Origin of the sequence: Achromobacter sp. NPDC008082 (genome assembly GCF_042957345.1) — a bacterium.
Classification (GTDB): Bacteria; Pseudomonadota; Gammaproteobacteria; order Burkholderiales; family Burkholderiaceae_B; genus Achromobacter; species Achromobacter kerstersii_A.
Genome location: NZ_JBIBIB010000005.1, coordinates 533,936 through 554,459 on the forward strand (window position 1 = coordinate 533,936; position 20,524 = coordinate 554,459).

17 protein-coding genes are annotated in these 20,524 nt (G+C 64.8%); 13 read left to right on the forward strand and 4 right to left on the reverse strand.

The genetic code is table 11. From position 1 onward, the window contains the following. The first annotated feature begins 133 nt into the window (after window positions 1-133). Genes ACFZAI_RS22360 through ACFZAI_RS22370 form a run of 3 tightly spaced genes read left to right on the forward strand, consistent with a single transcriptional unit; the run spans window position 134 to window position 4,563 of the window. Window positions 134-2,143, forward strand: a complete 2,010-nt coding sequence (locus ACFZAI_RS22360; protein ID WP_391568967.1) for an alkaline phosphatase family protein — start codon at window positions 134-136, stop codon at window positions 2,141-2,143. Between the two features lie 21 nt (window positions 2,144-2,164). Further along, window positions 2,165-2,356, forward strand: a complete 192-nt coding sequence (locus ACFZAI_RS22365) for a hypothetical protein (protein WP_391568968.1) — start codon at window positions 2,165-2,167, stop codon at window positions 2,354-2,356. 35 nt (window positions 2,357-2,391) lie between these two features. Next, window positions 2,392-4,563 carry a phosphocholine-specific phospholipase C gene (locus tag ACFZAI_RS22370; RefSeq protein ID WP_391568969.1) on the forward strand — a complete coding sequence of 724 codons (2,172 nt, stop codon included), beginning with the start codon at window positions 2,392-2,394 and terminating at the stop codon, window positions 4,561-4,563. Window positions 4,564-4,648: 85 nt separating this feature from the next. Here the strand turns inward: ACFZAI_RS22370 and ACFZAI_RS22375 are convergent, their stop codons facing one another. Continuing rightward, window positions 4,649-5,551, reverse strand: a complete 903-nt coding sequence (locus tag ACFZAI_RS22375) for a LysR family transcriptional regulator (RefSeq protein WP_054426085.1) — start codon at window positions 5,549-5,551, stop codon at window positions 4,649-4,651. 114 nt (window positions 5,552-5,665) lie between these two features. Between ACFZAI_RS22375 and ggt the strand changes: the two genes are divergently transcribed. The 9 genes from ggt to ACFZAI_RS22420 all read left to right on the forward strand — a co-directional run bounded on the left by ggt (window position 5,666) and on the right by ACFZAI_RS22420 (window position 17,212). After that, window positions 5,666-7,294, forward strand: a complete 1,629-nt coding sequence (gene ggt / locus ACFZAI_RS22380; protein ID WP_391568970.1) for a gamma-glutamyltransferase — start codon at window positions 5,666-5,668, stop codon at window positions 7,292-7,294. A gap of 49 nt (window positions 7,295-7,343) precedes the next feature. Then, window positions 7,344-8,858 carry an ABC transporter substrate-binding protein gene (locus ACFZAI_RS22385; RefSeq protein WP_391568971.1) on the forward strand — a complete coding sequence of 505 codons (1,515 nt, stop codon included), beginning with the start codon at window positions 7,344-7,346 and terminating at the stop codon, window positions 8,856-8,858. Between the two features lie 137 nt (window positions 8,859-8,995). After that, complete coding sequence (locus ACFZAI_RS22390; RefSeq protein ID WP_054426079.1) at window positions 8,996-9,940, forward strand: ABC transporter permease; 945 nt, start codon at window positions 8,996-8,998, stop codon at window positions 9,938-9,940. Next, complete coding sequence (gene nikC, locus ACFZAI_RS22395; protein ID WP_054426077.1) at window positions 9,937-10,815, forward strand: nickel transporter permease; 879 nt, start codon at window positions 9,937-9,939, stop codon at window positions 10,813-10,815. The genes ACFZAI_RS22390 and nikC overlap by 4 nt, the downstream gene beginning before the upstream one ends. A gap of 14 nt (window positions 10,816-10,829) precedes the next feature. Next, entirely contained in the window at window positions 10,830-12,698 is a 1,869-nt protein-coding gene (locus ACFZAI_RS22400) for a dipeptide ABC transporter ATP-binding protein (protein WP_391569193.1), read from the forward strand. Between the two features lie 983 nt (window positions 12,699-13,681). Then, window positions 13,682-14,218 (forward strand): YaeQ family protein, encoded by a 537-nt coding sequence (locus ACFZAI_RS22405; RefSeq protein WP_054426071.1) that lies wholly within the window; start codon window positions 13,682-13,684, stop codon window positions 14,216-14,218. 136 nt (window positions 14,219-14,354) lie between these two features. Next, complete coding sequence (locus ACFZAI_RS22410; protein WP_391569194.1) at window positions 14,355-14,954, forward strand: TetR/AcrR family transcriptional regulator; 600 nt, start codon at window positions 14,355-14,357, stop codon at window positions 14,952-14,954. 109 nt (window positions 14,955-15,063) lie between these two features. Next, window positions 15,064-15,768: an SDR family oxidoreductase gene (locus ACFZAI_RS22415; RefSeq protein WP_391568972.1), complete on the forward strand. Its 705-nt coding sequence runs from the start codon at window positions 15,064-15,066 to the stop codon at window positions 15,766-15,768. A gap of 7 nt (window positions 15,769-15,775) precedes the next feature. After that, entirely contained in the window at window positions 15,776-17,212 is a 1,437-nt protein-coding gene (locus tag ACFZAI_RS22420; RefSeq protein ID WP_391568973.1) for an MFS transporter, read from the forward strand. A gap of 30 nt (window positions 17,213-17,242) precedes the next feature. On the opposite strand, the gene ACFZAI_RS22425 is transcribed toward ACFZAI_RS22420, so the two are convergent. From ACFZAI_RS22425 to ACFZAI_RS22435, 3 genes are all read right to left on the reverse strand, one after another. Next, complete coding sequence (locus tag ACFZAI_RS22425; protein WP_391568974.1) at window positions 17,243-17,704, reverse strand: GNAT family N-acetyltransferase; 462 nt, start codon at window positions 17,702-17,704, stop codon at window positions 17,243-17,245. A gap of 69 nt (window positions 17,705-17,773) precedes the next feature. Then, window positions 17,774-18,871, reverse strand: coding sequence for a hypothetical protein (locus tag ACFZAI_RS22430; RefSeq protein WP_391568975.1), 1,098 nt, complete (start codon window positions 18,869-18,871; stop codon window positions 17,774-17,776). A 25-nt stretch (window positions 18,872-18,896) separates the two neighbouring features. Continuing rightward, complete coding sequence (locus ACFZAI_RS22435; RefSeq protein ID WP_391568976.1) at window positions 18,897-19,538, reverse strand: hypothetical protein; 642 nt, start codon at window positions 19,536-19,538, stop codon at window positions 18,897-18,899. Between the two features lie 178 nt (window positions 19,539-19,716). Here ACFZAI_RS22435 and ACFZAI_RS22440 point away from each other — a divergent pair, with 178 nt between their 5' ends. After that, window positions 19,717-20,514 carry a GntR family transcriptional regulator gene (locus ACFZAI_RS22440; RefSeq protein ID WP_391568977.1) on the forward strand — a complete coding sequence of 266 codons (798 nt, stop codon included), beginning with the start codon at window positions 19,717-19,719 and terminating at the stop codon, window positions 20,512-20,514. Window positions 20,515-20,524: the final 10 nt, after the last annotated feature.

A 20,524-nucleotide genomic window follows, 5' to 3' on the forward strand; every position in this document is an offset into this window, starting at 1 on the left:
ACAGCTTGAAGGGTTGCGCAAAAGAATCCTGATTCGACGATCAATCTTTCTGCTCTTTGTTTCATGGGTCTTTCACGTTGGGCCGCCACTATGTGCCCAGCGAAAAACCCTGTTCATGAAACGAGAAGAGAAGATGCAAGCATCGAATTGGAGAAGATGGTGCGCCATGTTGCTGGCCACCAGCGCATTGGCGGGCTGTGGGGGCAGCGACGACGACGGCGAAGACGCGGCCCCCGCGCCGCCGACGCAGCCGCCCGTGACGGAGCCGGGGCAGGCCAAGGTCGACAAGGTGTTGTTCATTGGTGTCGACGGGCTGACCTATGACGCCATGCGTCGCGGCGTGGCGGACAAGACGCTGCCGAACATCGGCCAGTTGACCGCCACGCGCGCCTGGACGGGCGGCGTGACGGGCAGCGTGACGCAGCAGCCCACGCTGGCCGCGCCCGGCTGGGCCACGCTGTTGTCGGGCCAGTGGGCCGACGTGCATGGCGTGCGGTCGAACGCGGCGGGCCAGGCGCTGAAGTCGGCCAGCCTGTTCCAACGGGTGAAGACGGCGCATCCTGAGGCGCGCACGGCCGGCGCGTTCAACTCGCCCTTGCTGGCGGGGCTGGTCGGCAGCGACCGCGACGCCGGTTATTTGCAAACCTTGACCGACTGCGCGGGCGTGGACGATTGCGTGGCCACCCAGGCGCGCGACCGCATCACCGAAGGCTATGACCTGGTGGTGGCGCAGTTTGGCGCGCCGGAACGCGCGGCGTCCGACAACGGCTTTGGCGCCAACTACGACGCTGTCATCCGCCAGACGGATGCGGCCGTGGGCGTGCTGGCCAAACAGATCGCCGACCGCCGTGCCGAGCACCCGAACGAAAACTGGCTGATGGTGGTGGCCTCGAGCCACGGCCTGGGCAAGACGGGCGTGGGCGATGGCCTGCCGCTGTCGGCCAACAAGACCATCGTGCTGGCCTCGAACCAGCCGGCCATGCTGGGCGGCACCGCCGACGACGCGTCGTTTGACGGCGTCTGGGACAGCAATTGGTACGCGCTGCCCAGCGCTGCGGATGTGGCGCCCACGGTGCTGGCGCACCTGAGCGCGCTGCCCGCCGCGGGCCAGTACGACATGGCCGGCACGTCGCTGTCCGAGCCCTTGGCCCTGCGCCGCGTTCAAGCGCGCACGTCCATGGACAACAAGACCGTGACCTTGTCGTGGGTGCGCGTGGGCGAGCCGGATGGCGACATCGTGGTCAGCCGCGATGGCGTTGAAGTGGCCCGCCTGCCTGGCACCGCAACCGACTATGCCGACACCGGCTTCACCTTTGACACCGAGGGCGTGCACACGCTGAATTACAGCGTGTCGGCCGGCCGCGCCGTCAGCGCCACGCGCGCGTCGGTGCTCTACGCCAAGCCCGTGCCGCTGCTGGCTTCCTTGCGCACCGGCCTGACGATGTTGTTCCCGTTCGAAGGCAATGCGACCGACCTGGCGGCGGGCGGCGGCGTGATTACGCCGTACGACGGTGTGCAGGCCCCGGCGTTCGCGGACGCCGGCGTGTTCGGCAAGATGTTCCAGAACGAGCGCGGCTCGGCCGCGCTGGGCGCCTTCAAACTGGACTATCCGGCAGGCATGCTGGACAGCGTGCAGGCGTTCACCATCGGCTTCTGGTATCAGTCGGACGGTACGGCGAACGACCGCTCCATCCTGGGCAACAAGGACTACAACTCCGGCGGCAACCCCGGCATCACCATCGCCCAATGGGCCGGCCCCGAGCTGCGCTTCAACCTGGCGGGCGGCACGCGCGTCGATATCAACGGGGTGAAGTTCACGCCGAACAAGCCGGTGTACATCGCCATGGCCATCGACAAAACGGCCAAGACCATGACCGCCTACGTGTACGACAGCGAAATCGGATTCACGCGCCGCGTGACCGGCACGCTGGCGGTGAACCTGACGCAGATTGCTGGCGTGTTCGGCCCGCACATCGGCTTGAACGAAGACGGCCGCGGCACGTATGGCGTGTGCTGCGCCGGCACCAAAGGCCCGTACACGATGTTCTTCGACGACCTGGCCTTCTGGTCCCGCGCTCTGACCGAAGACGAAGTGAAGTCGCTGGCCATGTCCGGCAAGTCCGTTTCCGAACTGTTTCCCTGATGTTTCCTGGATAGAAAAAACATGAGTCATTCCATGATCTTGCGCAACCTGCTGCGCGCTGGCGCGGTGCTGATGCTGACCGCGACGCTGGCCGCCTGCGGCGGCAACGATGACGGCGACGACAGCACGCCGCCCGACAACGGCGGCGGCACCGAGACGCCCACGCCCGTGCCGCCCACGCCGGCCAAGCCCGAACTGCGTTGCGCGCCTTGAGCCGCGCCTCTTACCGAGTCATAGGAAAAGCATCCGTGAAGTCCGAAAAAGACCCGATCCACGCCGGCAAGCGCCGCTTCCTGCGTAACGCCGCCGCTTCCACCGCCGGCCTGACCGCGCTGTCGATGTTCCCGCCCGCCATCCGCCGCGCGCTGGCCATTCCGGCCAACAACCGCACGGGCACCATCAACGACGTTGAACACGTGGTGATCCTGATGCAGGAAAACCGCTCGTTCGATATGTACTTCGGCACGTTCAAGGGCGTGCGCGGCTTTGGCGACCGCATCACGATTCCGCTGCCGCAGAACCGTTCGGTGTGGGAACAGACCAACGGCACCCGCGTGGTGATGCCGTATCACCTGGACAGCACGCAGGGCAACGCCCAGCGCGTGTCCGGCACGCCGCACGATTACGTGGACGCGCAAATGGCGTGGGACGGCGGCCGCATGGACCAGTGGCCGCGCTATAAGCAGAACCAGTCGATGGGCTATTACCGCCAGAAAGAGGTGGCGTTCCAGTTCTCGCTGGCTGAAGCCTTCACGTTGTGCGACGCCTATCACTGTTCGTCGCACGGCGGCACCAACACGAACCGCCTGTTCCACTGGACCGGCACGAACGATCCGCTGGCGCAGGGCAACGGCCCGTCCACCCGCAACCAGTGGGACAGCCTGGGCGCGTCCACCACCGGCTGGACGTGGACGACGTACCCGGAACGTCTGCAAAAGGCGGGAGTGAGCTGGAAGGTCTACCAGAACCTGCCCGAGAACTTCGGCGACAACCCGCTGGCCGGCTTTCAGCAATACCGCCGCGCCAACGAGCAGGCGGGCAACGCCGCCAGCGGTTCGCCGTATCCGGCCTGGACGCCCAGCATGGACGCCGCCAACCCCCTGTACAAAGGCACGGCCAACACCATGCCCGACGGCGGCTTCCTGCAATCGCTGCGGGACGACGTCAATAACGGCACCTTGCCGCAAGTGTCGTGGATCGTGGCGCCCGCCACGTATTCCGAGCACCCCGGCCCGTCCAGCCCCGTCCAGGGCGCGTGGTACATCCAGGAAACGCTGGACGCGCTGACGTCGAACCCGGCCGTCTGGAGCAAGACGGTGCTGTTGATCAACTTCGACGAAAACGACGGCTACTTCGACCACGTGCCGTCGCCCGCCGCCCCGTCGTTAAACGCCGATGGCTCGATGGCGGGCGCCTCCACCGTCAACACCGACCTGGAACGCCACACGCATGCGTCTGCCCAGGATGCGGCGGATAACCGCGTCTATGGCCCCGGCCCGCGCGTGCCGATGTATGTGGTGTCGCCGTGGAGCCGTGGCGGCTGGGTCAATTCCCAGGCGTTTGACCACACGTCGGTGCTGCGTTTCCTGGAAGCCCGTTTCGGCGTTAAGGAAGACAACATCAGCCCGTGGCGCCGTGCGGTGCTGGGCGACCTGACCTCGGCCTTCAACTTCGCCACGCCCAACGATGAAAAGCTGCCCGACCTGAATCTGTTGACCCGTTCGGGCTCGGATCAGGAACGCGCGGCGCAGGAAGCGCTGACCGCCGTGCCGCTGCCGGACACGACGACGCAGGCCAAACCGGTGCAGGAAAAGGGCTACCGCTACGCGCGCGCCTTGCCGTACGAGCTGCACACCAGCGGCCGCAGCCAGCCCAGCACGGGCAATATGTGGCTGCTGTTCTCCAACACCGGCAAGCAGGCCGCCGTCTTCCATGTGTATGACCGCCTGCATCTGGACCGCCTGCCGCGCCGCTACACGGTGGAAGCGGGCAAGCAGCTGGAAGGCAGCTGGGACACGGCCGCTGACGGCGGCAAGTACGACCTGTGGGTGCTTGGCCCCAACGGCTATCACCGCCACTTTGCCGGCGACCTGGCCCTGGCGCGCACGTCGCAGCTGGACCCGGAAATCCGCGTCTGCTACGACATCGCCAATGGCGACATCTATGTCAGCTTCATCAACAGCGGCAAGGACGCCTGCACGTTCGAAGTCACGCCTAACGCTTACTACACCAACAACGAGCGGTGGACGTTGACGGTGCCCGCAGGCAGCAAGGTGGAACAGCACTGGGCGCTGGAAGCCAGCGGCCACTGGTACGACTTCACGGCCCGCCTGGCCGAAGACCCGTCGTACCTGCGCCGCTTCGCCGGCCACGTTGAAACGGGCAAGACGTCGATTACCGACCCGGCGATGGCGAGCTAAGCGCGGGGCAGGCAAGCCCAGAGCAAGTAAGCCCCGGGCAGGCAAGCCCAGGGCAGCTAAGCCCGGGGCAGGCCAGCCCCAAGTATCAGGCGGTGGTTTGCGGTTCGCGCGCCCGGAAGGCCGTGGCGCACGCTTCGCAGATCGCCGCCGTGATGCTTTGGCGCGCATGCTCGCGCCGTTCCAACATGCCGATGGCCCGCGAAAGCGGGCCTAAGTCTTGGGGCAGCGTCAGAATCCGCAGCTCGGGGCTGTGCTGCCAGTTCGATCCGTTGATCAGCGGCAACAGGGTCACGCCGACCTCTTGGCGCACCAGCTCCACCAGCGTCTCGATGGCGTTGAGTTCCAGGAATTCATTCAGCGGCACCGCCAGGCGGCGCAGCAGGCGGTCAATCTGCAAGCCCGTGCGCTGCGTGCGGTCAAAGCGCAGGAAGGGGTTGTTCGCCAGCACCTGACGGGCGTCCTTGCCGGTGGCGGATGCCGGCGCAATCACCACCAACTGCTCTTCATATAGTGGCGTCCAGCGCGTGCTGGCCATCTTGCGGCCGGCTTCCACCAGGAACGCCGCGTCCAGCTCGCCGTCTTCCACCTTGCCGGCCAGCTCGCTTGCCTTACCCGACAGGATGCGCACGTCCAGCTTGGGGTGGGCCTTCTTCAAGCCCGACACCACCTTGGACAGCGTGCCCATGCACGACACGATGCTGCCCACTGACACCGAGCCGGCCAGCTCGCCCGGCACCGTGCGCGGCAGCCGCATTCGGTCGTATAAATCCAGTAAATGCTTGATTTCAGGTAGCAATTCCCGGCCGGCTGCGTTAAGAATGGCAAGTCGGCCGCTACGGTCGAAGAGTTCCCGGCCCAGTTCCGCTTCCAGCGAGCGCATCTGGAAGCTGACGGCGGCCTGGGTCAGCGCCACTTGCTCGGCCGCTTCCGAAAAAGAGCCATGGTGGGCAACCGCCAGGAACGTGCGCAAAAATCGGATGGTGCTCATCGCCGCGACCCATAAAAATTTCTTTTATGACGGAACAAAAAATCAAATTGATTTAATTAGATCACGAGAGTACCTTCGCCTGCTTAACCGTTCAGACCGTTTAGAGACACGCCAATGAAAACCTTTGACTGGGTCAACCCGTATCCTTCCGTTCGCATTCCGCTGTTTGCGCGCAACGTGGTGTCCACGTCGCATCCGCTGGCCGCTCAAGCCGGGTTGCGCATGCTGCTCAAGGGCGGCAACGCCGTGGACGCCGCCATTGCGGCCGCCGCCACGATCGTGCTGGTTGAGCCGGTCTCTTGCGGTTTGGGTGGCGACTGCTTCGCCATCGTCTGGGACGGCAAGGAACTGCACGGCCTGAACTCGTCGGGCGTGGCCCCGGCGGCCTGGAACACCGCGTACTTCAAGGCGAAGTACGGCACGGGCCCCGACGGCCTGGCCATTCAGCCCAAGCGCGGCTGGGACGCCGTGACGGTGCCGGGCGTGGTGGCCGGTTGGGCCGCGCTGCACGAAAAGCTGGGCAAGCTGCCGTTCGAACAGCTGTTCGAACCCGCTATCGAAATTGCTGAACGCGGTTACGCCGTGCCGCCGGTCGTGGCGCACAAGTGGAACGCTGCGGCTGAAGAATTGAAGTCGCAGCCGGGTTACGCGCAGGCGTTCATGCCGGAAGGCCGTGCGCCCAAGGTCGGCGAACACTTCCGTTTCCCGGATGCCGCCAACACGCTGCGCCGCATCGCGCAATCCAAGGGCCGCGACTTCTATGAAGGCGAGCTGGCCGAACGCATCGCCGCCTTCAGCAAGGAATGCGGCGGCGCGATGACGCTGGAAGATCTGCGCAACTACCGTCCGGAATGGGTCAAGCCGATTTCCAAGTCGTACCGTGGCTACGAACTGCACGAGATCCCGCCGAACGGGCAGGGCATTGCCGCGCTGATCGCGCTGGGCATCGTCGAACGTTTTGACATGGCTGACATCCCGGTGGATTCGGTGCAGTCGCAGCACATCCAGATCGAAGCCATGAAGCTGGCGTTTGCTGACCTGTACAAGTACGTGGCCGACCCGCGCGCCATGCAGGTGACGCCCGAGCAGATGCTGTCGGACGCCTACCTGGACAGCCGCGCCAAGCTGATCCGCCTGGATCAGGCCACGCATTTCGAAGCCGGCCGCCCGCATGCCGGCGGCACCATCTACCTGACCGCCGCCGACGAAAACGGCATGATGATCTCGTTCATCCAGTCCAACTACATGGGCTTTGGATCGGGCGTGGTGGTGCCTGGCACCGGCATCAGCATGCAGAACCGCGGCGTGGGCTTTTCGATGGACCCCAAGTCGGCCAACGTGGTCGAAGGCGGCAAGCGCCCGTTCCACACGATCATCCCGGGCTTCCTGACGCGCGGCGGCAAGCCGGTCATGAGCTTTGGCGTGATGGGCGGCGACATGCAGCCGCAAGGCCACATGCAGACCGTCGTGCGCATGATCGACTACCACCAGAACCCGCAGGCCGCGTGCTGCGCGCCGCGCTGGAAGGTCAACCGCGACTTCACGCTGGACATCGAAACCAATATGAAGGCGTCCACCATTGCAGGCTTGAAAGACCTCGGGCATGCTTTGAAGTCCGTTGACGATCCGTACATGGACTTTGGCGCGGGCCAGTTCATCTGGCGCATGTCGGAAAGCGACAACGAACTGGGTTACGTCGCCGCCAGCGACAGCCGCCGCGACGGCCAGGCCGTCGGCTTCTAAGACGGCTCTCCATATTCAAGCATCGCAAGCAACAAGGGGAAATAACACAATGAAACGCTTGACCTTGACCTTCGGCGCCAGCCTGCTGGCGCTGGCCGCGGGCGCCGCGTGCGCCCAGAACATCCGGATCGGCCTGCAGGAAGACCCGGACGTTCTGGACCCGCATCGCGCCCGCACCTACGTGGGCCGCATCGTGTTCACGTCGCTGTGCGACAAGCTGGTGGACATTGATCCCAAGCTGCATTTCGTGCCGCAGCTGGCCACGTCGTGGTCGTTCAGCCCTGATAACAAGGTGCTGACGTTCAAGCTGCGCGAAGACGCGCTGTTCCATGACGGCTCGAAGTTCGACGCCGCGGCCGCCAAAGCCAACCTGGAACGCGCGATGACGCTACCGGACAGCCTGCGCAAGGGCGAACTGGCCTCGGTTGAAAAAGTGGACGCGCCGGACGCCACGACCCTGGTGCTGACGCTGAAAAAGCCGGACGCCACCTTGCTGGCCCAGCTGTCCGACCGCGCCGGCATGATGCTGTCGCCCAAGACCTTCGCCGACGCGGATGTGGCCTCGGTAGGCCGCAAGCCCGTGTGCTCGGGCCCGTACAAGTTCGTTGAACGCATCCAGAACGACCGCATCGTGCTGGAGAAATTCGACCAGTACTACGACGCCAAAGACTACGCGTTCAAGCGCGTCACGTTCCTGCCCATTCCCGACACCACCGTTCGCTTGTCGAACCTGCGCGCCGGCGACCTGGACTTGTTGGAACGCCTGAACCCGTCCGATGCGCCGCAGGTGAAGAACGACGCCAGCCTGACGTTCGCGCCGGTGGCCGGCCTGGGCTTCCAGCAGTTCATGTTCAACGTGGCCAACGGCAAGCGCGCCGAAGACAACCCGTTCAAGAACAAGCTGGTGCGCCAGGCGTTCCAGTACGCAATCGACCGCAACGCCATCAATGAAGTGGCGGGCGGCGGCATTTTCGAACCGGCCCAACAGCCGTTCCCGCCGGCAAGCCCCTATCACAGCGACAAATTCCCCGTCACCAAGCGCGACGTGGCCAAGTCCAAGGCGTTGCTGAAGGAAGCGGGCCTGGACCGCGTGAAGGCGGAGCTGGTGTTCGGCAACAACACGACGACCTCATCCGTGGCTGAAATCGTTCAGGCGATGGCCTCGGAGGCGGGCTTTGACCTGTCCCTGCGTCCCACGGAATACGCGGCCCTGCAAAAGGAATCGTCGGGCGGCAACTTCCAGGTCGTGATGCTGGGCTGGTCTGGCCGCGTGGACCCGGATGGCAACATCCATTCGTTCGTGACCTGCAAGGGCGCGCTGAACGATGGCCACTACTGCAACCCGGAAGTGGACAAGCTGCTGAACGAAGCCCGCACCGTGACGGATGAAGCCAAGCGCAAAGCAATTTACGACCAGGCGCAGACCATCATCCAGGACGAACTGCCGGGCGTGTACAACTACTACCAGCCGTGGCCGTTTGCGATGGGCAAGAAGGTCAAGGGCTTTACGCCGTATCCTGATGGCATGATCCGCCTGAAGGGTGTGACGTTCGCGCAGAAGTAATGACGACGCGCGGCGTGCCTTTGGGGCGCTGCGCACATGGGATGCGGCGACGCATCCCATGGTTCTTTGCGGCGGCCGCGCGCCAGGTGTTGTTGGCCTGACGCCGTCCGCCGTTCCTGTTCTACGGTTTTTCCCACATGCTTAAACTTATCTTGCGCCGCGTGATCGTCGCGATACCGACACTGATACTGGTGTCGATGATCGTGTTCATGCTGCAGAAAATCCTGCCCGGCGATCCGGTGCTGACCTTGGCCGGCGAAGAGCGCGACCCGGCCGTTCTGGACTACCTGCGCGACAAATACCGCCTGAACGATCCGCTGCCGATGCAATATGCGGCCTGGGCCGGCCAGGTGCTGCAAGGCGATCTGGGCAAGTCCCTGCGCACCGACGTGCCCGTCACGACGCTGATTGCGCAAAAGCTGCCCGTGACCCTGCAACTGGCCGCCATGGCCATGTTCTTTGCGCTCTTGATCGGCATCCCGATGGGGATCATCGCCGCGGTGCGCAAGGGCAAGCCCATTGAAATGGGCGCCAACATCGCGGCGCTATCCGGCATGTCGATTCCCAACTTCTGGCTGGGCATCATCCTGATCATGGTGGTGTCGGTGCAGTGGAAGCTGCTGCCGGCGTCCGGTTATGTGTCGCCCGCGGAAGATTTCTGGCTGTCGATCAAGACCATGCTGATGCCGTCGCTGGTGCTGTCTACCGCCATTGCCGCCTACCTGATGCGTCACACGCGCTCATCCATGCTGGAAGCGCTGTCGGCCGATTACGTGCGCACCGCACGCGCCAAGGGCGTATCGCCGCGCCAGGTGGTGCTGCGCCACGCGCTGCGCAATGCGCTGATGCCGATTGTGACGCTGGTGACTTTGCTGTTCGGTGAATTGCTGGCCGGCGCGGTGCTGACCGAACAGGTCTTCACCATTCCGGGCTTCGGCAAGCTGGTGGTGGATGCGGTGTTCACGCGCGATTACGCGGTGGTGCAGGGCGTGGTGCTCTGCGTGGCGGTGGGCTTCATCCTGATGAACCTGCTGGCCGACATTCTGTACATCCTGGTCAACCCCCGCCTGAGGCACTCATGAGCGCACTTCCTGCAACGGCCGCAGCCGTCACGCCGCCCCGCAGCCGCAATCGCGCCTGGGGAAAATTCAAACGCAACCACATCGCGATGCTGGGTCTGGCCATCGTCGCGTTCTTCGTCCTGTTGGCCGTGCTGGCGCCTTTCATCGCCAACCACGACCCCTTGCAAACCAGCTTCACCACCATCCGCAAGGCGCCGTCGGCGTCGTACTGGCTGGGCACCGATGAGCTGGGCCGCGACATTTTCAGCCGCATGGTCTATGGCGCGCGCGCCTCGTTGATGGCGGGCCTGGTGTCGGTGCTGATCGCGCTGGTGGTCGGTGTGCCGTTTGGGCTTGCCGCCGGTTACTTCGGCGGCTGGACGGACAGCATCATCTCGCGCGCCACGGAAGCGCTGCTGGCCATTCCGTTCCTGATCCTGGCCATCGCGCTGGCCGCCTTCCTGGGGCCGAGCCTGACCAATGCGATGATCGCCATCGGCGTATCGGCCGCGCCCAAGTTCGTGCGTCTGACGCGCGGGCAGGTGCTGGCCGTGAAGAACGAAGACTATGTGCAGAGCGCACGCGCGTTGGGCGCATCTGACCTGCGCATCATCGGCCGGCACGTGTTCCCCAACGTGATGCCGCCGCTGATCGTGCAAGCCACGATCACCATCGCCACGGCCATCATCGCCGAGGCCAGCCTGTCGTTTCTGGGCCTGGGGCTGCAACCGCCGACCCCGTCGTGGGGCTCGATGCTGAACACGGCCAAGAACTTCATGACCCAGGCGCCCTGGATGTCGATCTTCCCCGGGTCGGCCATTTTCCTGGTGGTGCTGGGCTTCAATCTGCTGGGCGACGGCCTGCGCGATGCGCTTGATCCGCGTCAGGAAAAGTAATCACTATGGCAACCATGGACCCTAAACGCGTCGTTCAGGTCAGTGACCTGACCGTGCGCTTCAAGACCCCCGAGCGCACGGTGGAAGCCGTGCGCAATGTGTCGTTCCACGTTGACCGTGGCGAAACGCTGGCGATTGTCGGCGAGTCCGGTTCGGGCAAGTCGGTCACGTCGCTGGCGCTGATGCGCCTGGTGGAATACGGCGGCGGCAAAATCGTCAATGGCGATATGTTCCTGCGCCGCCGCAACGGCGAGGTGCTGGACTTGGCCCATGCCCCCGACACCACGCTGCAACGCGTGCGCGGCGCGGACGTGGCGATGATTTTCCAAGAGCCGATGACCTCGCTGAACCCGAGCTTCACGGCCGGCAACCAGATCGCCGAAGCCCTGCAATTGCACCAGGGGCTTGATGCGGCAGCGGCCCGCGCCGAGACGCTGCGCATGCTGGAACGCGTGCGTATCCCTGAAGCCCGCGCCATTCTGGACCGCTATCCGCACCAGTTGTCGGGCGGCATGCGCCAGCGCGTGATGATCGCGATGGCGTTGTCGTGCAAGCCTCAGCTGTTGATTGCCGACGAACCGACGACGGCGCTGGACGTCACCATCCAGGCCCAGATCCTGCAACTGATCCGTCAGCTGCAAGAAGAGATGGACATGGGCGTGATTTTCATCACGCACGATATGGGCGTGGTGGCGGAAGTGGCCGACCGCGTGCTGGTGATGTATCGCGGCGACAAGGTGGAAGAGGGCGGTTCGGACGAGATCTTCGCGCGTCCGCAGCATGCCTACACGCGGGCGCTGCTGTCGGCGGTGCCGCGCTTGGGCGCGATGCATGGCACGGACGAACCCGCGCCGTTTCCGCTGTTGAAGGTGGAAGAGGCCGCGCATGTGGCGGACCCGGCCGCGCTGGTGGATGCGCCGGTGGCGGCGCCGTCAACCGTGCGCCGCGAGAATGGGCCGGTGCTGAAGGTGCGCGACCTGACCACCAGTTTCGACATCACCGGCGGCATTCTTGGCCGGGTGCAGAAGCGCGTGCACGCGGTGGAGAAAGTCAGCTTCGACCTGTATCCGGGCGAGACGCTGTCGCTGGTGGGCGAGTCCGGTTGCGGCAAGACCACGACGGGCCGTTCGCTATTGCAGCTGGTCAAGAGCAAAAGCGGCACGATCGAGTTCGACGGCAAGAACATCGGCGCGTTGCGCGGCAGCGCGATGCAGACGTTGCGCCAGCACATCCAGTTCATTTTCCAGGACCCGTTCGCGTCGCTGGACCCGCGGATGACGGTGGGCTATTCCATCATGGAGCCGCTGCTGATCCATAACGTGGCGCGCGGCAAGGCGGCGCAGGATCGCGTGCGTTGGCTGATGGACAAGTGCGGGCTGCTGCCGGAAATGATCGACCGCTATCCGCATGAGTTTTCGGGTGGTCAACGTCAGCGCATCTGCATCGCGCGGGCGTTGGCGTTGAACCCGAAAGTGGTGATTGCGGACGAGTCGGTGTCGGCGCTGGACGTGTCGATTCAAGCGCAGATCGTGAATCTGCTGCTGGATTTGCAGCGGGAATTGGGCGTGTCGTTCCTGTTCATTTCGCATGACATGGCGGTGGTGGAACGCGTGAGCCACCGGGTGGCGGTGATGTACCTGGGGCAGATCGTGGAAATCGGCCCGCGCCGGGCGATCTTCGAAAACCCGCAGCATCCCTATACGAAAAAGCTGATGGCGGCGGTGCCGATCGCTGATCCCCAGCGGCGGCATCGGGAGCGGTCATTGCTGGTGGATGAGATTCCGAGTCCGATGCGCAAGCTCGGGGATGATCCGCTGGTGGAGCCGTTGGTGGCCGTGGGTGAAGGGCATTTTGTTGCTCGACATTCGATTGGGGTTTATTGAGGCTGGTTTTTTTGTCGTCGCAGTTTGGGGACGTTGTGGGTTCTTAAGACGCGTGTGGCGTCGGGGCGGGGGTGAGCGGGGCTCAACGATTGCGGTCCGGAGCCTTCGCTCCGGACTTGCCCCTGCGTCATCCTCGTCCGCCTTCGGCTCCCTTCGGATTCCCTCGGGCGCATCGACTCGCCCCGCTCACCCCCGCCCCGACGCCACACGCTGCCATAGCGGCCGGTGACGGGCGCTGGGAAGGGTGGTGTGCTTGGCGTTTTTGCCTCGGGTTGTTTGGGGTGAAAGGTCTTGCGGGGCCGCCAAAGCCGGCCGCGCGGGCGGCCTTTTTTGGCGTTTGGGCGGTGGGACGTCGTGGCGGCGCGCGCGAAAAAATCACCACAAGAATTCAGCCGCCACCGCGCGCCGCCCATCTCTACCACCCCCCCACGAAGGCGGCCGCCTAAACAAACGTCTGCCCGCACGCGCGCAAGCCAAACGTCTGCCCGCATGCGCGCAAGCGTCCACCGCCGACGTCCCACAACCGCGTAAGCCGATTTGCCGCCGCCCGGGCGGCAGCAATTCGGCGGGCCCCGCACGCCTCGTCCCTGACCACGGCTCTAACAGCGCATCAAGCCAAGACATCGGCAGCCCGTTGTCGTGGCCGTCATGGCTGCGAGCAACCTCGATGCGCCCGAGGGAATCTGAAGGAAGTTGCCGCAGGCAACAACGAAGATGACGAGGGGGACGTCCGGAGCGAAGGCTCCGGACCGCAATCGTGGGCGCGAGCAGCCATGACGGCCACGGCAACGGGCGACCTACGAAGCCCGCCTCGACGCTAGCCCCTACGAAGCCCTGTTCGACGCCAGCCCGTTCCGCCGCTAGCCCCTACGAATCCCGCCCCGACGCCACGCCCACAAAGTACGCCTTCAACAACACCCCTCGCCAGCAAGCGTTATCATTGCGCCCTTCAAGCAATTAGCAAGACTTCACGGATCATCGCCATGGCCCTGCGCGCCACCATCTACAAGGCCGAACTCAACGTCGCCGATACCGACCGTCATTACTACGGCAGCCACTCGCTGACCGTCGCCCGTCATCCGTCGGAAACCGACGAACGCATGATGGTGCGCCTGGTCGCTTTCGCTTTGCATGCGCAGGAAGAATTGGCGTTTACTAAAGGCTTGAGCGACACCGATGAGCCGGACTTGTGGGTCAAGGACCTGACCGGCGCCGTCAAGCTGTGGATCGAAGTGGGCCAGCCTGAAGAGCGCCGCATCTTGCGCGCCTGTGGCCGCGCGGATGAAGTCATTGTGTATTGCTATGGCGGCTCGGCCAGCAAGATCTGGTGGGATGGCGTGCGTAACAAGCTCGAGCGCACCCGCAACCTGAAGGTCATCAACCTGCCGTCGGACCAGAGTAAGGCGTTGGCCAAGCTGGCTGAACGCACCATGCAGTTGAACGCCAATATCTCGGACGGCATCGTCTACTTCTCGGCCGAGAAGGGCGAAGTCAGCGTCGAGCCGGAAGTCTGGCGCTAAGCCATCCAAAACCCAGCCGCCGCCCGTACCCGGGGGCGGCGCACGTTACAAATCCGCCTTAAAAATCGCTTGCGCGCCGGATTTTTGCGGGATTAATATGACGATCATCATATTTCGACATCCCGAGATCCCCATCATGGCTGGCCCGTCCTCTCGCAAAGAGCGCTCTCACGAACGTATCGTCGACGCCGCCGCGCGCGCGATTCGGCGTGAAGGGTATGCGGGCGTTGGGGTGGCGGACGTCATGAAGGAAGCCGGTCTGACGCACGGCGGCTTCTATGCGCACTTTCCGTCTCGCGAAGCCTTGTTGGCCGCCGCCATGGAGCGCGCCGGCCGTGATGGCGCGGCGCGCATGATGGCGAGAATGGCCGAACGCCAGGCCGAAGGCGCGAGCCCGTTGCGGGCCTGGGTGGAAACGTATCTGAGCGATGCGCATCTGACTGGTTGCGAGAGCGGTTGCCCGGTGTCGGCGCTGGCCTCCGAGATTCCGCGTCAATCGGCCGAAGTCCGCGAAGTGTCGGCGCTGCGCGTGCGGCGCTTGCTGGATGCGCTGCGGCAGGTGCTGCCGCCCACTGCCGGCGAGCATGCCGCGGTGGCCGTCACCAGTACGTTGGTGGGCGCGTTGCAGTTGGCCCGGGCGCTGGGGGACAACGACGAGGGGCGCGCCGTGTTGGCCTCTGCCCGCCAAGCCATCCTGGAACAGTACGACCAGAAGGACGCCGCTCTGTCCGCCTGAGTATTTACCGGTTTTTCCAAGGCCGCAATGCGCGGCCTTTTTACCCAACCTGAATATGATGATCATCATATTTTGATCTTGCAGGCTCCCTTGTTCTAAGGAACGCATCATGGATTTGAAGAATGCAGTCGTTTTGATTACCGGCGCCAATCGCGGATTGGGGCTGGCATTTGCCCGCGAGGCGTTGGCCCGTGGCGCCCGCAAGGTGTATGCCGGTGCGCGTGATCCGTCCACCGTCACCTTGCCTGGCGTGCAAGCCATCAAGCTGGACGTGACGAATGCCGCTGATGTGGCGGCCGCCGCCCAGCTCGCGTCGGATGTGACGCTCGTCATCAACAACGCCGGTATCGCGGCAACAGGCGGCTTTTTGGCGCAAGACAGCATCGAGTCGGCGCAGCGTCATCTGGACACCAACGTGATCGGCTCCTTGCGCGTGGCGCAGGCGTTTGCGCCGGTACTGGCTGCAAACGGCGGCGGCGCGCTGTTGAATGTGCTGTCGATCGCCAGCTGGATCAATGGGCCGCTGCTGGGCGTGTACGCGATGAGCAAATCCGCGGCGTGGGGCATGACGAACGGCCTGCGCAACGAGCTGCGTGCGCAGAAGACGCAGGTGCTGGGGCTGCATATGGGCTTTGTGGATACGGATCTGACCAAGGGCCTGGACGCCCCGAAGTCCACGCCCGAAGCCATCGTTGCCCAAGCGTTTGACGGTTTGGAAGCAGGCGCCGAGGAAGTGCTGGCCGACGAGCTGACGCGCCAGGTGAAGCAGGGCTTGACCGCCGAGCCGGCAGTGTATCTGAAGGCAGCGGGATAAGACGGCCATGCACGCAACCGCTCGTTCCTCTGCGTCGTCCACGGCGGCAGCCACCGCGGGGTCGCCCGCCGCAGCATCGGCTGCCGCCACCTCTCCCTGGCCGATCTTCTGGGTCGCCAGCATCGCCGTGTTCCTGGTGTCGCTCGACAGCACCATGCTGTACGCCGCGTTCGGCGCGTTGCGGGCTGGGTTTCCCGAGGCGTCGGCGGCGGATATGTCGTGGGTGCTTAACGCCTATACGGTGGTCTATGCCGCCATGCTGATCCCGTCGGGCGGTCTGGCCGACACGCACGGCCGCAAGCGCATGTTCATGGTGGGCGTGGTGCTGTTCCTGGCGGCGTCGGCCGCGTGCGGGCTGGCGGGCAGCGTGGGGTGGCTGATCGCCGCGCGCGTGGCGCAGGCCGTGGGCGCGGCCTTGCTGACGCCGGCGTCGTTGTCGATTGTGCTGGCCGCGTTTCCGACGTCGCAACGGGCGGTGGCGGTCAGCTTGTGGGGTGCCGTGGGCGGTTTGGCGGCGGCGGTGGGTCCCAGCCTGGGCGCGTTCGTCGTGGATTGGGCCGGTTGGCCGTGGGCGTTTTACATCAACCTGCCGTTGGGCGCGTTGTCGCTGTGGTTCGGCGCGGGGCTGCTCAAGGAATCGGTGAAGCCGGAATCGCGGCGGCGTGTGGATGGCGTGGGCATGGCCTTGCTGATGGTGGCGGTGGGCGCGCTGGCGCTGGCGATTGTGCAGTCGGAGTCGCCCACGTGGTCGCGGCTGGAGCTGGGCGTGGTGGCGGCGGTGGGCGTAGTGTCGCTGGGCGCGTTTGTGGCCTGGGCGCGCGCCACGCCGCATCCGCTGGTGGACCTGGCGCTATTCAAGCACCGCACCTATCGCTATGTGAACCTGGCCACGCTGAGTTTTGGCATCGCGTTTGCGATGATGTTCTTCGCGTTCTTTTTCTACATGACGGGCGTGTGGCACTACAGCCTGCCGCGTGCCGGGCTGGCGGTCACGCCAGGACCTTTGCTGGTCGTTCCCACGGCCATCCTGACCGGCCGGCTGGCCGCGCGTCTGGGCCATCGGCCATTCCTGGTGACGGGGTCGTTGATCTACGCGGCCAGCGGCCTGTGGTTCTTGCTCATGCCCGGCGAGCAGCCGGCGTATCTGACGCAATGGCTGCCGGGCCTGTTGCTTAGCGGCATCGGCGTGGGGATGGTGCTGCCGTCCTTGTCGGCGGCGGCGGTGAGCCGCTTGCCCGCGCAGCACTACGCGGTGGGCAGCGCCGTCAATCAGGCCACGCGCCAGATCGGCGGGGTGATGGGGGTGGCGATCACGGTGCTGTTGCTGGGACACGGCGCGGTCAGCCACGCGGCATTCTCACCGCTGTACATCGGGCATGTCGCGCTGGCGCTGGTGACGGCGCTGCTGTGCCTGGCGGTGGACACGCGGCCGGGGAAAGGGTGATGGCCGCGGTGCCGTGACCCTTTGCTGCCCTTAGCCTGCGGTTTGAAACTTCAGAAAGCGTTGGCCTTCGTAGGCAAACTCACCCACCAAGCGAAAGCCCAGCCGGGCAAGACCTCTAAGCCGAGTCCGGCTGGGCGGCAGCAGGATGCTGACTGGCCCGATGCCCAGCGCATGGCGTCGGGCCATGACGTGGCGAAAGATCATTGCACCGTGCCCCCAGTACGCCGGCAGCAGAACCAGCGCAAGGTCGGCCTCGTCGCCTTCCTTCTGAAAACCGCCCCAGCCTGCAAAGCTGCCATCAATTCGTAGCGCCCAGGGGCCATACCCGTTCGTGAGCCACTGTGCGTCCTTGCCCTTGGCCCAGTCCGCGACGGCGTCTTCGGTCCACTCGCCGGTGGCAAGCGGCATGTGGCGGATCACGTCGGGGTGGTTCAGCAGGCCGAGCCAGTCTTTGGTTGGAATTTCGGCAAAGGCGTGCAGCGAGAGCGTCATACGTCGTCCCTTTGATGGTTCTGATTCGACGCATGATGCCGCTTAAATGGCGCCCGCGCCGAATAGCGGTCAGCCCGCGCAGGCGTTCGCGGCCGTATTGGCGGGGTCGCTGCATGCCTGCCATTTTTCCGCAGGCATGGCGGGCAGCAGCATAACGCGGCTCATCGGGTCCGCGTAGAAGTACACGCGCCCGGGGTGTTCGCCCATCGCTTGCCACACCGCTTGCTGTTGCGCCGGGGTCAAGACCGCGCCGGCGGGCGTGCTTTGCGCGCCTTCGGCCAGCACGATCTGCGTGTCCGGGTCCCAAGACATCATGTCATCGTCCAGCGGCACGTCGTCCTTGATGCGGACGACGCGCCACGGGTTTTCAGCCACCTCGACGGGCAGCGCGGCCAGCGTTTGCCGCTCCACGGGATACAGGCGTTCACGTTGTTTGGCGGGCGGGTCCGCGTACGCCAAGGGGGTGGTGCCCGCGCCCGGCACAAAGTAGTTGTTGGCCCGGCGCACGTAGCGCGGCCCCGGTTTGCCTTGCGCATCCAACAGCTGAACCGACACCGGCTGCCCCGGCGACACCAGATCGATGACCCGTATCAAGCGCCCCGCGTTGTCGCGCACAAAGTGGCGGCGGGCGCCGGCGCTGTTTGGGTCGCCGCAACCATCATCAATGAACGTTGTCAGCTGGCCTTGCGCGTCGCGTTGCAGGCAGGCGCTGCGCGTGGCGAAGTAGGGCTTCGGGTTGGACGCGCTGGACAGGGAATATTCGGTATATGCGGCTAGCGCGCCCGAGGCGTCGTACGACAGCGTATAGCCCCGCTCAAGCACGGCCTCGCCGCGCATCGAGCGGTAGCGTTCTATCCGGCAGAGCTGGCCTTCCGGGTCGAAATACAGTTTGGTGGGGGCGGGGCGCGCAGGCTTGTTGCCGGCCCGATACGCAGACCAGTCGACCTTGTCCACCCATGTGCGCGGCATCAGCTCACCATCGTCGAGCACGGCCAGCCGGGCGTCCGTTGGGACGCGTTCGCCGCGTTTGCCCAGCAGCACGCGTTCGCCGTCGAGATCAATGGATATCGATACGGCCGGCAATGCCGACGCCACCGAAAAATCGGTATCCGCCGGGCCGCAAGCGGCATGCGCCGCGGAGGCGAACAGCAGGGGCGCAGCGGCCAAGGCAACGCGTAAGACCCGCGGCGGCTTATGCATATTGCAGCGAGTCCATGAACTTCACCAGGTCCCAGAATTCCTTGGACACGCCGCCCAGGCGCAGCTTGCCCTGGGTGTCTTCAAACAGCAGAAAGGGGTAGGCGTTGCGCGCGTAGACGCCGTTGTCCGGCAGCCGGTAGGGCGTGAAGACTTCCGGGTTGTTGAAGTAGCGTTCCAGCCGTCCACCGCCATCCACATGCATGTAGCGCACGCGCAGCGTCTGGGATTTATACGTGGCGTGCGTGTCGGGAAAGACGCCGCCGTCGCCCGCGACCACCGAGTCCGACAAGGCCGCCATGAACACGCGCGCGATGCCTACGAAGTGAATCTCGCCACTGGTGCTGCCGCCCTTCGCCTTCGCCAGTTCCTTCACCAGTTGCGTGGCGCGCGAACCCGGCACCAGCGTGTTGGCGAACATTGCATCCACATCCGCGTTGGCCGGGTCGGGCGACTGGCGCAGCGCTTGGAAGTCTTGCCGGAAGGCTTCCAGCCATTGCTGATAGCGCTGGTTTTCCTGCTGGCGATCAAAGCTTTGGGCGTGGCTTGTGCTGGCGTGCAGCGCAATCAGCACAGTAAAGAGCACGGTGATAGCCAGCAGCCAGACGCGCCGGAACCCCGCGGCGGACAACGGCATTTTTATGTCGGAGTGTGTGTGCATAGGGCGCGATGATATCGCCCAAGATGATGCTGATTTGCGCGCGAACGTGACAGATTGTGATTGGCAAAAAGGTCTTAGTGTTTTCCCGATAGAACAGCCCGCCAGGGTATTTGTTCCATTGACGGTACATTAGGACACCCCTAGAGTTCCCGGCATGGGAACCTCACTACCTCTGCCGAAGTACCACCAGATCTACCTTGTGCTGCGCGAGCAGTTGCAGGAAGGGCGATTCGATCAGGATGGGCTGCCGGGCGAGCACGCGCTGGCCGATCAGTTCGACGTAGCCCGCATCACCATCCGCAAGGCGATGGAGATGCTGGTGGCCGACGGCCTGGTGTCGCGCCGCCCCGGGCTGGGGACGTGGCCGTTGCGCGGGGCGTCCGCCGCCCATACCGCGCCCGCCGCCAATGCGCCACAGAAAGCGCACCTGACCGGGCTGCTTGAGAACATCGTCAACATGGGCCTGCGCACCTCGGTGCAGGTGCTGGACAGCACGCTGGTGTCCGCGCCGCCAACCGTCGCCGAGTCGCTGCGCATCCCGCCCGGCACGCCCGTACACAAGAGCCTGCGCGTGCGCAGCACCGAGGCCGGGCCGCTTTCCTACATCACCACGTACGTGCCGCAAGCCGTGGCCGATTTCACGCGCGAAGACCTGGAGCGCGAACCCTTGCTGATGCTGCTTGAGGCGGCCGGCGTGGAGTTCGGCGGCGCCACGCAGACGATCTCTGCGCGGCTGGCCGACGCGCAGGTGGCGCGCCATCTGGATGTGTCGGTGGGCTCGGCGCTGTTGGCCGTTACCCGCGTCGTGCGTGACGTGAACGACCGCCCCGTTCAGCTATTGCAGGGCCTGTACCGGCCCGACCGTTATCAATACCAATTGCAGCTGTCGCGCGTCGGCAGCATTGACGCCAAGGTCTGGGTCAGCGAAGAGCTGTCGGCCCAATTTCATTGAACCCCTTCGG

Bases quoted from the DNA above. Each gene is read 5' to 3' on its own strand.
- ACFZAI_RS22360 (WP_391568967.1), top strand. From the start codon at position 134: ATGCAAGCATCGAATTGGAGAAGATGGTGCGCCATGTTGCTGGCCACC.
- ACFZAI_RS22365 (WP_391568968.1), top strand. From the start codon at position 2,165: ATGAGTCATTCCATGATCTTGCGCAACCTGCTGCGCGCTGGCGCGGTG.
- ACFZAI_RS22375 (WP_054426085.1), bottom strand. From the start codon at position 5,551: ATGAGCACCATCCGATTTTTGCGCACGTTCCTGGCGGTTGCCCACCAT.
- ggt (WP_391568970.1), top strand. From the start codon at position 5,666: ATGAAAACCTTTGACTGGGTCAACCCGTATCCTTCCGTTCGCATTCCG.
- ACFZAI_RS22385 (WP_391568971.1), top strand. From the start codon at position 7,344: ATGAAACGCTTGACCTTGACCTTCGGCGCCAGCCTGCTGGCGCTGGCC.
- ACFZAI_RS22390 (WP_054426079.1), top strand. From the start codon at position 8,996: ATGCTTAAACTTATCTTGCGCCGCGTGATCGTCGCGATACCGACACTG.
- nikC (WP_054426077.1), top strand. From the start codon at position 9,937: ATGAGCGCACTTCCTGCAACGGCCGCAGCCGTCACGCCGCCCCGCAGC.
- ACFZAI_RS22400 (WP_391569193.1), top strand. From the start codon at position 10,830: ATGGACCCTAAACGCGTCGTTCAGGTCAGTGACCTGACCGTGCGCTTC.
- ACFZAI_RS22405 (WP_054426071.1), top strand. From the start codon at position 13,682: ATGGCCCTGCGCGCCACCATCTACAAGGCCGAACTCAACGTCGCCGAT.
- ACFZAI_RS22410 (WP_391569194.1), top strand. From the start codon at position 14,355: ATGGCTGGCCCGTCCTCTCGCAAAGAGCGCTCTCACGAACGTATCGTC.
- ACFZAI_RS22415 (WP_391568972.1), top strand. From the start codon at position 15,064: ATGGATTTGAAGAATGCAGTCGTTTTGATTACCGGCGCCAATCGCGGA.
- ACFZAI_RS22420 (WP_391568973.1), top strand. From the start codon at position 15,776: ATGCACGCAACCGCTCGTTCCTCTGCGTCGTCCACGGCGGCAGCCACC.
- ACFZAI_RS22425 (WP_391568974.1), bottom strand. From the start codon at position 17,704: ATGACGCTCTCGCTGCACGCCTTTGCCGAAATTCCAACCAAAGACTGG.
- ACFZAI_RS22435 (WP_391568976.1), bottom strand. From the start codon at position 19,538: ATGCCGTTGTCCGCCGCGGGGTTCCGGCGCGTCTGGCTGCTGGCTATC.
- ACFZAI_RS22440 (WP_391568977.1), top strand. From the start codon at position 19,717: ATGGGAACCTCACTACCTCTGCCGAAGTACCACCAGATCTACCTTGTG.